This window comes from Isoptericola sp. NPDC019482 (assembly GCF_040632295.1).
Lineage (GTDB): Bacteria > Actinomycetota > Actinomycetes > Actinomycetales > Cellulomonadaceae > Isoptericola.
Genome location: NZ_JBEYBQ010000007.1, coordinates 113,007 through 127,566, shown reverse-complemented (window position 1 = coordinate 127,566; position 14,560 = coordinate 113,007). Strand labels below are relative to the sequence as shown.

General features: G+C 73.3%; 13 protein-coding genes. 6 read left to right on the top strand and 7 right to left on the bottom strand.

What is annotated here, in order from left to right; translation table 11 throughout:
• The first annotated feature begins 118 nt into the window (after positions 1–118).
• From ABZ493_RS07660 to ABZ493_RS07650, 3 genes are all read left to right on the top strand, one after another.
• Positions 119–1,570: a DEAD/DEAH box helicase gene (locus ABZ493_RS07660; protein ID WP_430581579.1), complete on the top strand. Its 1,452-nt coding sequence runs from the start codon at positions 119–121 to the stop codon at positions 1,568–1,570.
• 130 nt (positions 1,571–1,700) lie between these two features.
• The gene (gene msrB / locus ABZ493_RS07655; protein ID WP_430581578.1) at positions 1,701–2,105 is read left to right on the top strand and encodes a peptide-methionine (R)-S-oxide reductase MsrB; all 405 of its coding nucleotides are present in this window, start codon (positions 1,701–1,703) and stop codon (positions 2,103–2,105) included.
• Between the two features lie 45 nt (positions 2,106–2,150).
• A complete protein-coding gene (locus ABZ493_RS07650; protein ID WP_430581577.1) occupies positions 2,151–2,927 on the top strand; it encodes a tyrosine-protein phosphatase in 777 nt (258 codons plus the stop codon).
• A gap of 79 nt (positions 2,928–3,006) precedes the next feature.
• Here the strand turns inward: ABZ493_RS07650 and ABZ493_RS07645 are convergent, their stop codons facing one another.
• The 4 genes from ABZ493_RS07645 to ABZ493_RS07630 form a co-directional block, all read right to left on the bottom strand.
• Entirely contained in the window at positions 3,007–3,492 is a 486-nt protein-coding gene (locus ABZ493_RS07645) for a MarR family transcriptional regulator (RefSeq protein WP_430581576.1), read from the bottom strand.
• A 112-nt stretch (positions 3,493–3,604) separates the two neighbouring features.
• The gene (locus ABZ493_RS07640; RefSeq protein WP_430581575.1) at positions 3,605–5,227 is read right to left on the bottom strand and encodes an MDR family MFS transporter; all 1,623 of its coding nucleotides are present in this window, start codon (positions 5,225–5,227) and stop codon (positions 3,605–3,607) included.
• A complete protein-coding gene (locus ABZ493_RS07635) occupies positions 5,224–5,700 on the bottom strand; it encodes a MarR family transcriptional regulator (RefSeq protein WP_430581574.1) in 477 nt (158 codons plus the stop codon). Before ABZ493_RS07635 ends, ABZ493_RS07640 begins: the two co-directional genes overlap by 4 nt.
• A 215-nt stretch (positions 5,701–5,915) precedes the next feature.
• Positions 5,916–7,352 carry a sugar porter family MFS transporter gene (locus tag ABZ493_RS07630; protein WP_430581573.1) on the bottom strand — a complete coding sequence of 479 codons (1,437 nt, stop codon included), beginning with the start codon at positions 7,350–7,352 and terminating at the stop codon, positions 5,916–5,918.
• Between the two features lie 184 nt (positions 7,353–7,536).
• Between ABZ493_RS07630 and ABZ493_RS07625 the strand changes: the two genes are divergently transcribed.
• The 3 genes from ABZ493_RS07625 to ABZ493_RS07615 all read left to right on the top strand — a co-directional run bounded on the left by ABZ493_RS07625 (position 7,537) and on the right by ABZ493_RS07615 (position 10,045).
• Positions 7,537–8,136, top strand: coding sequence for a hypothetical protein (locus tag ABZ493_RS07625; RefSeq protein WP_430581604.1), 600 nt, complete (start codon positions 7,537–7,539; stop codon positions 8,134–8,136).
• A 281-nt stretch (positions 8,137–8,417) separates the two neighbouring features.
• A complete protein-coding gene (locus ABZ493_RS07620) occupies positions 8,418–9,038 on the top strand; it encodes a DUF47 domain-containing protein (RefSeq protein WP_429736427.1) in 621 nt (206 codons plus the stop codon).
• Positions 9,039–9,040: 2 nt separating this feature from the next.
• On the top strand, positions 9,041–10,045 hold the full coding sequence (locus ABZ493_RS07615; protein WP_430581572.1) for an inorganic phosphate transporter: 1,005 nt from the start codon (positions 9,041–9,043) through the stop codon (positions 10,043–10,045).
• Positions 10,046–10,061: 16 nt separating this feature from the next.
• Here ABZ493_RS07615 and ABZ493_RS07610 read toward each other — a convergent pair whose 3' ends face one another.
• Genes ABZ493_RS07610 through mshD form a run of 3 tightly spaced genes read right to left on the bottom strand, consistent with a single transcriptional unit; the run spans position 10,062 to position 14,530 of the window.
• Positions 10,062–11,057, bottom strand: a complete 996-nt coding sequence (locus tag ABZ493_RS07610) for an NUDIX hydrolase (protein ID WP_430581603.1) — start codon at positions 11,055–11,057, stop codon at positions 10,062–10,064.
• A 58-nt stretch (positions 11,058–11,115) separates the two neighbouring features.
• Positions 11,116–13,497 (bottom strand): RNA degradosome polyphosphate kinase, encoded by a 2,382-nt coding sequence (locus ABZ493_RS07605; protein ID WP_430581571.1) that lies wholly within the window; start codon positions 13,495–13,497, stop codon positions 11,116–11,118.
• A gap of 49 nt (positions 13,498–13,546) precedes the next feature.
• The gene (mshD, locus tag ABZ493_RS07600; RefSeq protein WP_430581570.1) at positions 13,547–14,530 is read right to left on the bottom strand and encodes a mycothiol synthase; all 984 of its coding nucleotides are present in this window, start codon (positions 14,528–14,530) and stop codon (positions 13,547–13,549) included.
• Between the last annotated feature and the right edge of the window lie 30 nt (positions 14,531–14,560).

Genomic DNA, 14,560 nt, shown 5'->3' with positions numbered 1-14,560 from the left:
AGAATGGAGGCAGGCGGCTGCGCGTTGCGCGCCCCGCGTCGTGGAGATCCCCCCGGATTGCGTGCGGCGGACCCCGACCCCGACGTCCGAGACGTCCGAGCCCGAGAGGCCCTCTTTCTTGACTACCTTCGCCGACTTCGGCCTGCCCGCCCCTGTCGTCCGCCAGCTGACGGACCAGGGCATCACCACCCCCTTCCCCATCCAGACGGCGTCGCTGCCGGACACGCTGTCCGGCACCGACGTGCTCGGCCGCGGCCGCACCGGTTCCGGCAAGACGCTCGCGTTCTCGCTGCCGGTCGTGACGCGGCTCGCGACGTCGGCGGCGAAGGCTGCAGCCGCCGGCCGCCCGCGCCGTCGTCCTGGGCGCCCGCGCGCGCTCGTGCTGTGCCCGACGCGCGAGCTCGCCAACCAGATCAACGCCACCATGGAGCCGCTCGCGAAGGCCCTCGGCCTCGTGACCACCACCGTGTTCGGCGGGGTCGCCCAGTCGCGCCAGGTCACGGCGCTGAACGCCGGAGTCGACGTCCTCATCGCCTGCCCCGGCCGTCTCGAGGACCTGCTCGGCCAGAAGCACCTCACCCTGGACGACGTCGAGATCACCGTGCTCGACGAGGCCGACCACATGGCCGACCTCGGCTTCCTGCCCGGCGTGAAGCGGATCATGGACCGCACGCCCACCGTGGGCCAGCGCCTGCTGTTCTCCGCGACGCTGGACAACGGCGTCGACGTGCTGGTCAAGCGCTACCTCAAGAAGCCCGTGACGCACTCGGTGGACGAGGCCGCGGCCCCGCCGCCGCAGATGACGCACCACATCCTCGCCGTGGCCGACGCCGACGCGAAGAAGCACGTGGTCCACGCGCTCGCGTCCGGCACCGGCCGTCGCGTGCTGTTCACGCGCACCAAGCACCAGGCGAAGAAGCTCGCCAAGCAGCTCACCGGCGCGGGCGTGCCCGCCGTCGACCTGCACGGCAACCTCGGCCAGGGCGCGCGCGAGCGCAATCTCGCGGCGTTCTCCTCCGGCGACGTCAAGGTGCTCGTCGCCACGGACATCGCCGCGCGCGGCATCCACGTCGACGACGTCGAGCTCGTCGTGCACGTCGACCCGCCCGCGGAGCACAAGGCGTACCTGCACCGCTCGGGCCGCACGGCCCGCGCGGGCTCGGGCGGCGACGTCGTCACCGTGATGCTGCCCGAGCAGCGCGGCGACGTCCGCGACCTCACGCGCAAGGCGAAGATCGACGCGCGCCCGCAGCCCGTGGCCCCGGGCGACGCGACCGTCACGGCGCTGGTCGGCGAGGTCGCGCCGTACGTGGCCCCGCCCGCCCCGGCGGCGCCTCAGCAGCCGCAGCGCCGCAAGGGCGGCGGCCAGCAGGGCGGCGGCCAGCGCGGTCGTGCGGCCGGCCAGGGCCAGGCCCAGCGCGGCCAGCAGGGCCAGCGCTCGCAGGGGCAGCCCGCGTCGTCGGGCGGCCACGGCCCGCAGGCGGTCCGCGCCGACGGCTCCGCGCCCGCGCGTCGCCGGCGTCGTCGGGGCGGGCGCGGCCGGGGCCCGGGGTCGGCGCCCGCAGCCTGACCACGCCTGATCGTGTGAGCGCAGTCTCGGGGACTGTTCGCGCCTGAACTTTCTCCGAAATCGCGCTCACGACGATGGCCGGCCGGAACAGGTGCGCGCCGGTCCGGGTTGAGCACGACGGAGGTGTCAGATGACGTACGAAGTCACGAAGTCCGACGAGCAGTGGAAGGTCGAGCTGAACCCGCAGGAGTTCGCCGTCCTCCGACAGGCGGGCACGGAGCGGCCCTGGACCGGTGAGCTGCTCGACGAGAAGCGCGTCGGCGTGTACCGCTGTCGCGCGTGCGGCAACGAGCTGTTCCGCAGCGAGACGAAGTTCGACTCGCACTGCGGCTGGCCGTCGTTCTACACGCCGCTCGCCGGCGACGCCGTCGAGCTGCTCGAGGACCGGTCGCACGGCATGGTGCGCACCGAGGTGCGCTGCGCCCGGTGCGGGTCGCACCTGGGGCACGTCTTCGACGACGCGCCGCAGACCCCGACGGGCGACCGGTTCTGCATGAACTCGCTCAGCCTGACGTTCGAGGCGGCGGAGGGCTGATCCCTTGCAGGGCCGGGGCCGCGGGGCGCGGATAGGGTCGGTCGCGTGACCGACTCAGCGTCCTCCGCGCCCTCCGTGGCCGACGCCGTCGCGGCCTCGACCGCCGCGCCGGCGTCCGTGCCCGACCACCTCGTCAACCTGCGCGACGTCGCGACGGCCGCCCCGGGCCTGGTGCCCGGGGCGTTGCTGCGTTCCGACGCGCCCCGCTCGGGCGACACGCCGCCGGCCGACGTCGCCTGGCCTCCGCGCACGGTGCTCGACCTGCGCGACCCGGGCGAGAACGGCGAGCCGCACCCGCTGGCCGGCGCGGCCCGGGTGATCCCGCTGCCGCTGCTCGACGGGACGGCGATGCAGGGTGCCACGGCGCCCGCGCCGGTCCCCGGCCTCGGGGAGCTGTACCTGCAGATGCTCGACGGCGCGGGTGCCCGGCACCTCGTGGAGGCGGTGCGGCTGATCGCCGTCGACGACGCTCCGGTGCTCGTGCACTGCACGGCGGGCAAGGACCGCACGGGCGTCACGGTCGCCCTGGTGCTGGCACTGCTGGGTGTGGACCGGGCGGCGATCGTCGCGGACTACGAGCGGACCGGCCCGCACATGCGCGAGGTGCTGGCGCGCGCCGCCGTCACCGCGAACCTCGCGGTCCCGGACGCGCACCTGCTGGCGAAGCTGCCGCCCGAGCTCGTCACCGCGCCGGGCTGGGCGATCGAGACGGTGCTCGACCGGTTCGCGGAGCACGACGGCGGCGCGACCGGCTGGTTCCGGGCGCACGGCGGGGGCGACGAGACGCTGGGCGCGCTGCGGGCTCGCCTGCTCGACACCTGACCCGGGCCCGGACGCGGGTCGAGCCTGCCGGGACGGGTCCCGGCAGGCTCGACCGGCGCGGTCTCAGGCGGACGGCGGCTCAGGAGCGCGTGTCGCGCCAGCGCACGAAGTCCTCGGAGTAGCGGTGCAGCAGCGTGGCGAGCTGCGAGACGTCGGCCTCGTCCCAGTCGCCGAACGCGTCCTTGTACATGGCGATGCGGCGGTCACGCGCCCGGGCGAACCGCTGGGCGCCGTCCGCGGTCAGGGTGATCCGCTGCCCGCGGGTGTCCTCCGGGTCCACCTCGCGGTGGACGAGGCCCAGCTCGACGAGCCGGCTCAGCTGACGCGACACGGTGGCGCGCCCCACGCCGAAGTGCGCGGCGAGGTCGGAACCGCGGATCCCGGGGTGGGAGTCGATGTGCGCGAGGATCGGGTACGCCGACGCCTCGAGCTCGGGGTGCACCCGCCGGGCGGTCTGCGCCGCCGACGACTGGGCGCGCCGGATCAGGACCCGGATCTCGCGTTCGAGGGCGCCGAACGGGTCGGTGGCCGGGTCGGGCAGGGGGCGGGCGGCGTCGTCGTGCATGCGCCCATCATGAGGCTTCGCCGGGGCAAACGGGAGTGCCCCGGCAGGCGAACTTGCACCCGGACGGGGTCTCAGCGGGTGAAATCCGCCCCGTCCGGGTGCGTCGCCGGTGTCAGGCCCGTTCGGCGACGGGCGCGAGGTCCTGCTCGGCCGACTTCTCCTCGTCGAGCACCTGCTCGATGCCGGAGCGCTGGCCCAGCGGGATCTCCTTCATGAAGAGCACCGCGATCAGGGAGATGACGGCCATCGGCACGGCGTACAGGAAGATCGTCGTGATGCCGTCGGCGTAGGCGCCCTCGACGACGGTCTGCACGGGGGCGGGGAGCGAGGCCAGGTCCGGGACCGCGCCCGAGCTCGCGCCCATCGCGTCGGAGGAGATGCCGAGCTTCGCGAGGCCGGTGGACAGGTCCGTCTTGATCTGCGCGGCCATCACGGCACCGAGCGCGGACACACCGATCGCGCCGCCCAGCGAGCGGAAGAACGCGACGCCGGAGGTGCCGGCACCCATCTCGTGCACGTCGAGGGTGTTCTGCGTGGCGAGCACGAGGTTCTGCATCAGGGCGCCCACCGACAGGCCGAGGCCGAACAGGAAGACGGAGATGAGCACGAAGCTCGTGTCCACCTCGATGGTCGACAGGCCGAACAGCGAACCGGTCAGGAGGACGGCGCCGCCCACCATGATCGCCTTGTACCGGCCGGTGTTGGAGATGATCCGGCCGAGCACGATGCCCGCGAGCATCGTGCCGACCACCATCGGGATGGTGAGCAGGCCGGACTCGGTCGGCGTCTTGCCGCGGGCGAGCTGGAAGTACTGGCTGAGGAAGACCGCGGTGCCGAACATGGCGACGCCGACCGAGGCCGAGGCGACCACGGCGAGCACGAACGTGCGGTTCTTGAACAGGTGCAGCGGGATGATCGGCTCGGCGGCGTTCTTCTCGACGAAGCCGACGACGACGAGCGCCAGCAGGGCGCCGCCGACCATCGCGCCGGTCTGCCACGACAGCCACTCGAACTGGTCGCCCGCGAAGGTGACCCACAGGAGCAGCAGCGCGACGGCGACGGCGATGAGGCCGGCGCCCGCGTAGTCGATCTTCACCTCGCGCTTGGCGAGGGCGGGCAGGTGCAGCGTCTTCTGGAGCACGATGAACGCGGCGACGGCGAACGGGACGCCGACGAAGAACGTCCAGCGCCAGCCGATGGAGTCGGTGAGCACGCCGCCGAGCAGCGGGCCGCCGATCTGCGCGACGGCCATGACGCCGCCCATGAGGCCCATGTACTTGCCGCGCTCGCGGGGGCTGATGATGTCGGCCATGAGCACGGTGGCGAGGGCCGTGAGGCCGCCCGCGCCGATGCCCTGCAGCGCACGGAAGCCGATGAGCATCTCGATGTTCTGCGACAGGCCGGCCGCGGCGGCGGAGACCACCGTGATCGCGAGGGCGACCTGCATGAGGACCTTGCGGTTGGTGAGGTCGGCGAGCTTGCCCCACAGCGGGGTCGAGATCGTCATCGTCAGCAGCATCGCGGTGACGACCCAGGTGTAGGAGTGCTGGGAGCCGCCGAGGTCGCTGACGATCCGGGGCAGCGACGTCGAGACGATGGTGGTGGCCAGCAGCGAGACGAAGACGCCGAGGAGGATGCCCGAGAGCGCCTCGAGCACCTCGCGGCGCGTCATCGCCGGGGCCGGCGTGGCGGAGAGGTCCGGCGCGGTGGGCGCCGGGCTGGGGGACTGACTCATCGTGCGGGGATCTCCTCCTGCGCCGGGGCGCGGTCGTGGGTCGTGGTGAGGGCGGCCGCGACGCTGCGGATCCGGGAGATGGCGTCGGCGAGATCGTCGTCCGACCAGTCGGAGAACGACTCGGAGACGAGGTCGTCGATGCGTTCGAAGGAGGCCTCCGCGAACTCGCGGCCGGCGTCCGTCAGGGCGAGGTAGCGGGCGCGCCGGTCGTCGTCGTCCACCGTGCGCTCGACGAGACCGGCGTCGACGAGGGCGCTGATCTGGCGGCTCGCGACGGAGACGTCGACGCGGAGCTTCGCGGCGACGTCGGTGATCTGGACGCGCCCGCACCGCGTGAGCAGGTGCAGTGCCCCGAGACCGGCTCGGGGGAGGTCCAGGTCGCGCGCCACGCGCATGGCGGCCTCGCGCTGCGCGCGGGAGAGCTCCTCGAGCGTCTCCACGAGCTCACGGGCCGCGGCGCGGTCAACGGGCATGGCAGGGCCTTTGCTGAAAGGGGGTGGGTGCTCGGGGCCGGACGGCCGGAGCGGTGCGGCCCGAGCGGGCCGAGTTGTTGCAGGGTGCAAACATACGCCCGGTGCTTGCAGCAAGCAAGTGTCCTGGTGAGGACTTCACCCGGTGCACGACGAACGGCCCGCGACGCCCCGGTCGGAGCGTCGCGGGCCGTCGTGTGTGGCGGTCCGGGCGTGCGTCAGGCGCGCTTGTACGCCTCGCCCGCCATGTCCTCGAGCTCGACGCCCTTCGTCTCCGGGATCTTGCCGAGGACGAAGAAGAACGACAGCACCGCGAAGACGCAGTACATGAGGTAGGGGATCGCGGGCCCGAACGTGTCGAGCATCGGCGGGAACGTCAGCGTGATCACGAAGTTCGCGATCCAGTTGGCCGCGGCGCCGACACCCAGCGCGGCGGCGCGGATCCGGTTGGGGAACATCTCGCCCAGCAGCACCCACATCAGCGGGCCCCACGTGGCGCCGAAGAAGACCACGAAGGCGTTCGCGCTGACCAGCGCGATGATGCTCCACGGGTCCGGGAGGCTGATCGAGTCGCCCGAGCCCGTGGCCTGCGTGAAGCACACCGCCATCAGGCCCAGGGAGACGGCCATGCCGGCCGAGCCGATGAGCAGCAGCGGCCGCCGCCCCACCTTGTCGATGAGGGCGATGGCGATGAACGTCACCGCCACGTTCGTGACCGCCGTGATCGTCGAGACCAGGAACGCCTGCGACTCGTCGAAGCCGACCGCCTGCCACAGCGTCGTCGAGTAGTAGAAGATCACGTTGATCCCGACGAACTGCTGGAAGATCGCCATCACGATGCCGACCCACACGATGGGCTTGAGCCCGAACCGGTCGCCCTTGAGGCTGCCCAGCTCGGCGTTCTCCTCGTCGACGGCGATCGAGCGCCGGATCTCGTTGATCCGGTCGTCCGGATGCTCGTCGGGCCCCAGCACGGACGCCAGGACCGCGCGGGCCTCGTCGTCGCGGTCCTTGGTGACGAGATAGCGCGGCGACTCGGGCATCCGTAGCGCGAGGATGCCGTACACCGCCGCCGGGACGACGGCGACGAGGAACATCCAGCGCCAGGCCTCCCAGCCGAACCACAGCTCGTTCGCCGCGCTGCCCGCCGCCGTCGCGAGGATCTGGTCCGACAGCAGGGCCGCGAAGATACCGACGGTGATCGCGAGCTGCTGCAGCGACCCGAGGCGCCCGCGCATCGCGGCCGGGGCGATCTCCGCGATGTACGCGGGGGCGATCACCGACGCGATGCCGATGCCGACGCCGGCCATGAACCGCCAGATCGCCAGGTCCCAGGCGCTCCACGCGATCGCCGACAGGATCGACGACACGAAGAAGAGCACCGCGCCCAGCACCATCACGTGCGTGCGGCCCCAGCGGTCGGCGAGCTTGCCGCCCGACCACGCGCCCAGCGCGCACCCGAGCAGGGCGATGGCCACGACGAGGCCCGTCACGGTGGAGTTGAGGTCGAACTGCCCCTCGATCGCGTCGACCGCGCCGTTGATGACCGACGAGTCGAAACCGAAGAGAAAACCGCCGACCGCCGCCGCGAAGGCGAGTGCGGTGGCCTTCCGGTGGGCGCTGTGCGCCGCAGACCCTGGTGCTGGGCTGGTCATGATCGTCCTCGCTCCGCTCGGGTGACCTTGCGTCCCTCGATGCTAGGTCGGGGTGCGCCTCTCGGCGCGCTGAGCAGGTCGGACGCACGATCGGCGGGCGGCCCGGCCCCGACCCCGGGCCTCCGGGGGTGAGACTGGAGGGGTGAACGACGCACCCGAACCGCACCGGCACCGCCGACCCGCCATGCTCGACCCGCAGACCGCCGAGCAGATCCCGGGCTCCCTCGACCCCGCGCTGCGCGACGAGGTCGCGCACACCACCGCGCGCGCCGTCGTGCACCGGGCGCGGGCCGCGGAGGACCCGGAGGTCGTGGACCGCCTGGTGCGCCTCGTCGAGCGCGAGGGGCTCGACGTCGTGGCCGCCCTCTGGTCCGACGCTGCGCCCGCCTCGCTGCCCGGCGCGCTGTGGCGGCTGTACGTGCTGCGCGAGTGGGTCCGCCGCGACCCGCGCACCGTCGGGCTGCGCTACGGCCTCGGCGTCGACGCCGCCCCCGTGCACGAGGCGGTCGCCGGCGTGCCCCGCCCGCCCGCGCCCGAGGACCTGCGGGCGCTCGCGGACGACGTCCTGTCGGGCGTCTACGCCGGCGACCTGGCCGTGGCGCTGGAGCGGGCCGCGTCGTTCTGCCGCATCCTCGCCACCGGCGCCGCGTTCGACGCCGACGCCCGCGAGGTCGCGGACCCCGACGGAGCCACGCGGATGACCCGTGGCGCCGCCGACCTCGTGCGTACCGCCGAGGAGCTGGAGCGGGCCGCCGCGGGCTGGCGGGCGGGCACCCTCGACTGAGGCGCTCCGAGCCCGAAAGGCGGCGCTGACCTGCGTGTTCGGAGCAGGCCGACGCTCGGGCTTACGATGTTCGGGCGACGTCGGGCCGCGGTAGCCCCGGGCTCCATCTTCAGCCGCTACGAGCGGCCACGCGCCGAGAGGCGCTCCCGGTCCGGCGTCGCACCTCACCCGAGTTTCCCGTAGCCACGAGGTGGATCGTTCAGCGCGCGTTCAACTGGGCGCGCCAGGATGGCCACCTCTAGTCTGTGAGAGTCTCAGCGTCCTCGATCCGGGAGCCACACGTGCGCCTGCGCCTGACACCGCGCGACACGACCTATTTCGACATGCTGGCGACGCTCGCGCAGCACAACGTCACGGGGGCCTCGCTCCTGGCGGAGCTGCTCGGCGCGTCACGGCAGGAGCGGGACGCGATCGCCCGCCGGCTCTCGGAGGCGGAGCACGTCGCCGACGACGCCACGCACTCGATCATGCGACGGCTGAACCAGACGTTCGTCACCCCGTTCGACCGGGATGACATCTACGGCCTGGCCTCCGCGCTCGACGACTGCATGGACGCCATGGAGGAGGCCGGCGACCTCATCGTCCTGTACAAGGTCGACGAGCTCCCCCTGCGGGTCTCCGAGCAGGTGCAGGTGCTGCAGCGCTGCGCCGAGCTCACCGCCGAGGCCATGCCCCGGCTGCGCTCGATGGACCAGCTGTCCGACTACTGGATCGAGATCAACCGGCTCGAGAACCAGGGCGACAAGCTGCACCGCGAGCTGATCGCCGAGCTCTTCGACGACACCACCGACCCGGTGCTGCTCATGAAGCTCAAGGAGATCGTCGACATGCTCGAGGAGGGCGCCGACGCCTTCGAGCGTGTCGCGAACATGGTCGAGACCATCGCCCTCAAGGAGTCCTGACGGTGGAGGCGGCTCTCGTCGTCCTCGTCGTCGCGATCGCGCTCGGCTTCGACTACACCAACGGCTTCCACGACGCGGCCAACGCCATCGCCACCTCGGTATCGACGCGGGCGCTGACCCCGCGGGTCGCGCTCGCCATGGCGGCGGTGATGAACTTCGTCGGGGCCCTGCTGGGCACCGAGGTCGCCGAGACCATCGCGACGTCGATCGTCGACCTGCAGGACGCCTCGAACCACACCGCGCTCGTCGTGGTGCTGTGCGCGTTGATCGGCGCCATCGCCTGGAACCTCATCACCTGGTGGTTCGGCCTGCCGTCGTCGTCCACGCACTCGCTGATCGGCGGGCTCGTCGGGGCCGGTCTGGCGGCCGGGCTCCCGATCTACGGGCAGTCGATCATCGACAAGGTCGTGCTGCCGATGGTGTTCTCCCCGCTCATCGGCTTCATCGGCGCCTACCTGGTGATGGTCGCGGTGCTGTGGATCTTCCGGAACGCGGCCCCCTCGCGGGTGACGCGCCGGTTCCGGCTCGCGCAGACCGCCTCGGCGGCCGCCATGGCCCTGGGCCACGGCCTGCAGGACGCGCAGAAGACCATGGGCGTCATCTACATGGCGCTCGTGACCGTGGGGTGGGCGGCCGCCGACGGCAGCATCCCGTTGTGGGTCAAGCTGGCCGCCGCGAGCGCGATCTCGCTCGGCACCTACTCCGGCGGCTGGCGGATCATGCGCACTCTCGGCCGCCGCATCATCGAGCTGGACCCGGCGCGCGGCTTCGTCGCCGAGTCGGTGTCGGCGCTGGTGCTCTACGCCAACGCGTTCATCCTGCACGCGCCCGTCTCGACGACGCACACCATCACCTCGGCGATCATGGGCGTCGGCGCCACCCGCCGGCTGTCGGCGGTGCGCTGGGGCGTCGCCAAGAACATCGGCGCCGCGTGGGTGCTGACGATCCCCGCCGCCGCGGCCGTCGCCGCGCTGACCACGTGGATCCTGCACCCCTGGCTCACCTGACCACGGGGCGCGACGGTCAGTAGACCGGGGGCGTGACCTTCTCGACGGCGACGACGCGCGGTCCCTTGCCCGTGGTCGCGACGTGGGCGACGAGCAGGTCGCCCGGCTCGAGGAACGGGTCGCGCGAGGGCAGCACGTTCGCGACGGCGCGGCGGGAGTGCTGGCCGAGCACGTCCAGCACCGTCGGGAGCACCGGCCGGTGCGTGCACAGCACCGACGACCGCCCCGACTCGAGCAGGTCGCGCACCGTCGCGGCGACGCGGGACGGCGAGCGCTCGTGCTCCGCCTCGCCCAGCTGGTCGCTGAGCTCGGGGCGGGCGTGCGCGGCCCGCACGTACGGCTCGATCGTCGCCGCGCACCGCTCCCATCGGCTCGAGACCACCGACGTCACGCCGTAGGCCGCGAGGACCGGCACGAGGGCCGCGCCCTGGGCGTGCCCCACCGGGGTCAGCGGGCGGTCGTGCTCCGCGCCGTGCCAGGCCGGGCGGGTCACCGCCTTGCCGTGGCGCACGATGACGACGGCGTGCGTGGCGAGCCGGCCCTGGCCGTGCGCCTCGACGAGGGCCTCGAGCGGCCCGCGGTCGGCGCGACGGGTCAGGCGCGCGGCGGCGTCGTCGACGTCGAGCCACGTCTTCTTGTCGACCTCGTCCTTCGACGGCGGCTGCACGGGGAACCGCGCGGCGAGGGCCGCGGCGTCGCCGTCGCGCGAGGCGCGCCGGGCCGCCCAGTAGTGCACGCGCTTCACGCGGCCCTCGGGCGTGAGGTACTGGAGTCCGGGCAGCGGGACGCCGAGGACGACGGGCCTGCCCGTCTCCTCCGCCACCTCGCGCGCGGCGGCCGTGTTCAGCGACTCGCCGGGCTCGAGCTTCCCCTTGGGCCAGGACCAGTCGTCGTAGCGGGGCCGGTGGACGAGCTGCACTTGCAGCCGCCCGTCGCGCTCGCGCCACACCAGCCCGCCCGCCGACTCGATGACCGGGGCGTGCTCGACCGACGTCGCCCCCAGCCTGTCCACGAGCGGCGACGCCGTCGCCCCCGCCGCGCGACGCACCCGCGGCGTCCTCACTGCGCCCTCACCGAGCGCGCTCGGGACGGCGGCGGTGGCGGTCGACGAGCTGCGCCTGCAGGTCGGCGAGCGGTGCGCCGTCCGGCCCGACGGCGTGGCGCACCCAGGTGTCGTCCGGCTGCAGGTGCCACGTGGCGGTCTCGTCCGACATGGACGCGTCGATGAGCTCCAGCAGCTCCGCCACCTGACCCTCGTCGGAGATCCGCACGAGCGACTCGACACGCCGGTCGAGGTTGCGGTGCATGAGGTCGGCCGACCCGATGTACACCTCGGGCCCCGACTCCGGACCCTCGCCGATGGCCGGGCCGGCGGAGTTCGCGAACGCGTAGATCCGGGAGTGCTCCAGGAACCGCCCGAGGATGGAGCGCACGCGGACGTTCTCGCTCAGCCCTGGCACGCCGGGGCGCAGCGCGCAGATGCCGCGGACCACGAGGTCGACCTTCACCCCGGCCTGCGAGGCGCGGTACAGGGCGTCGATCGTGGCCTCGTCCACGGCGGAGTTCACCTTGATGCGCACCCATGCCTCGTGCCCGGCGCGGGCGGCGTCGGCCTCCCGCTCGATGCGCTCGATGAGGCCCGTCCGCACGGCGCGGGGCGCGACGAGCAGTCGGTGGAAGCGCGACTGCGGCGCGTACCCGGAGAGCTGGTTGAACAGGCGCGTGAGGTCCTGGCCGACGTCGCGGTCGCACGTGAGCAGGCCGTGGTCGGTGTACAGGCGGGCCGTCTTCGGGTGGTAGTTGCCCGTGCCGACGTGGCAGTACCGGCGCAGGCCGTCCGCCTCCTGGCGCACCACGAGCGACAGCTTGGCGTGCGTCTTGAGACCGACGATCCCGTAGACGACGTGCACGCCCGCCTCCTCGAGCTTGCGGGCCCAGGAGATGTTGGCCTGCTCGTCGAACCGGGCCTTGATCTCCACGAGCGCGAGCACCTGCTTGCCCGCCTCCGCGGCGTCGATCAGGGCGTCGACGATGGGGGAGTCGCCCGACGTGCGGTAGAGCGTCTGCTTGATCGCGAGCACCGCCGGGTCGGCGGCGGCCTGCTCGAGGAACGTCTGCACCGACGTGGAGAACGAGTCGTACGGGTGGTGCAGCAGGACGTCCCGCTCGCGGATCGCGGCGAAGACGTCGCGCGGCGTCGCGGACTCGACCTCGGCGAGCTGGCGGTGCGTCGTCGGGACGAACGGCGGGTAGTGCAGCGACGCGCGCTCGATGTCGGCGATGACGTTGAGGCCGGTGAGGTCGAGCGGCGCCGGCAGCTCGTACACCTCCTCCTCGGCCACGCCGAGCTCGCGCACCAGGAGCTCGCGGATGCGCGTGGAGATGCCGTGCGCCAGCTCGAGCCGCACGGGCGGGCCGAAGCGGCGGCGCAGCAGCTCCTTCTCCATCGCCTGCAGCAGGTTCTCGGCGTCGTCCTCCTCGACCTCCACGTCCTCGTTCCGGGTGACGCGGAAGGTGTGGCTCTCGCGCACCTCCATGCCCGGGAACAGGTGGTCGAGGTGCTGCGCGATGACCTCCTCCAGCGGCACGAACGACGTCTGGGTGCCGCCGCCCTGCGTGGGCGTGGGGGCGGACGGGCGGCCGCGATCGTCGACGGCGATGAAGCGCGGCAGCAGCGGCGGCACCTTGACCCGGGCGAAGTGCTCCTTGCCGGTCAGCGGGTTCGCGACGACGACCGCCAGGTTGAGCGACAGCCCCGAGATGTACGGGAACGGGTGCGCGGGGTCCACCGCCAGCGGCGTGAGGACGGGGAAGATCTGCTTGCGGAAGAACTTGTGCAGGCGCTCCTGCTCGCGGGCCTCGAGCTGGTCCCAGTGCACGATCGTGATGCCCTCGGCGTCGAGCGCCGGCTGCACGTCGGAGCGGAACACCTCGGCGTGCCGGGTCATGAGCTCGTGCGCGCGCTCGCCGATCGCCTCGAGCACCTGGCGCGGGCTCATGCCCGACGCCGCGGTGACCGCGATACCGGTGGCGATGCGCCGCTTCAGGCCCGCCACCCGCACCATGAAGAACTCGTCCAGGTTGGACGCGAAGATCGCGAGGAAACGGGTGCGCTCCAGCAGCGGCAGGCTCGGGTCCTCCGCGAGCTCCAGCACCCGCTGGTTGAAGGCGAGCCAGCTGAGCTCCCGCTCCGCGAACCGGTCGTCGGGCAGGGGCTCGGGCTCGGCGCGGACCGTGCCGTCCGGCGAGCCGGGCTCCTCCGCGATGTGCTCGGCGATGTGGGCCGCGAGCTGCGGGTCCAGGGAACGGGCGGGCGTGACGGCCGTGGAGCGCGGGCGGCTGTCCGTCACCTCGGCGGCCGCCACGGCGTTTCCCGGTGCGGCGGGAGCGTACCGGCCGCGTCCGTCGCGGGACCGGGACGTTCGGGGGCGCGACGCTGTCATGCCCCCCATCGTGGCACCGATAGGTGAACGGCGGGTGACGAGGGTCGCCCGCCGGTCGCTACGCGCTCTGAGGTCGCGCGAACTGGACGTCCCCGGCGGCGCGCTCGAAGCCCGCGCCCGCATACGTGGCCAGCGCCGCCGCGTTGTCCCCGTCCACGTAGAGCACCGCGCGGGCGCAGCCCGCGCGCGCCAGGTGGCCCAGCCCGACGGCGGTGAGCGCGCGGCCCAGGCCGCGGCCCTGCGCGTCGGGGGAGACGCCGACCGCGTAGATCTCGCCGTCCCGGGAGCCGTCCGGTTGCCCGGGCTCCACCTTGGTCCACAGGAAGCCGAGCGGCTCGCCTCCCGCTCCCTCGCCGCCGTCGTCGCCGGGCACGACGAGGAAGAAGCCGGCGGCGTCGAACCAGGGCTCGCGCTGCCGGTCGCGCAGGTCGTCCACGGTGAGGCGGCCCTGCTCCGGGTGGTCGGCGAACGCGCGCGCGTTGAGCCGCACCCACGCCTCGTCGTCGGCCCCGGGCCGGAAGGTCCGCAGGGCGAGGCCGGGCAGGTCCGGCACGTCGCGGGCCGCGTCGTCGGGCCCGAGCGGACGCGCGAGCACGAGCAGCTCGCGCGCCACCTCGTAGCCCCGGGCCGCGGCGAACGCCCGCGCCGCGGGCAGGTCGCCGTGCGCCCACACCCGCAACGGCTTGCCGCGCTGGCCCGGCGCGCCCGAGAACATGGGCAGGCGCGCGTCGCGCTCGGCCGTGCGCAGCAGCACGGAGCCGACGCCCTGCCGGCGATGGGCCGGGTGCACCACGAGCTCGGCGCTCGCGTCGTCGCCCCCGCGGTCCACCTGCAGGTAGCCGACGACGGCGCCGTCGTCGCCGCGGGCCACGACGTGCGTCAGCCAGTCGGCGTCCGTGCCCAGGCGCAGCAGCGGCTGCTCCGAGAGCGGGGCGACGCCGTCCTGGGCCGTGGCCGCCGCGGCGAGCGCGCGCACGGCGTCCTGGGTGGGCGCGTCGAGGGGATCGAAGGACAGGGCGGGCTGGGCGGGCGTGGTGGGCACGACCCCATTCTCGCCGAGGTAGTCCGAATC

Coding starts and splice junctions, on each gene's coding strand:
- ABZ493_RS07605 (WP_430581571.1), bottom strand. CDS start 13,497: ATGGGGGGCATGACAGCGTCGCGCCCCCGAACGTCCCGGTCCCGCGAC.
- ABZ493_RS07630 (WP_430581573.1), bottom strand. CDS start 7,352: ATGACCAGCCCAGCACCAGGGTCTGCGGCGCACAGCGCCCACCGGAAG.
- msrB (WP_430581578.1), top strand. CDS start 1,701: ATGACGTACGAAGTCACGAAGTCCGACGAGCAGTGGAAGGTCGAGCTG.
- ABZ493_RS07645 (WP_430581576.1), bottom strand. CDS start 3,492: ATGCACGACGACGCCGCCCGCCCCCTGCCCGACCCGGCCACCGACCCG.
- ABZ493_RS07640 (WP_430581575.1), bottom strand. CDS start 5,227: ATGAGTCAGTCCCCCAGCCCGGCGCCCACCGCGCCGGACCTCTCCGCC.
- ABZ493_RS07625 (WP_430581604.1), top strand. CDS start 7,537: ATGCTCGACCCGCAGACCGCCGAGCAGATCCCGGGCTCCCTCGACCCC.
- ABZ493_RS07635 (WP_430581574.1), bottom strand. CDS start 5,700: ATGCCCGTTGACCGCGCCGCGGCCCGTGAGCTCGTGGAGACGCTCGAG.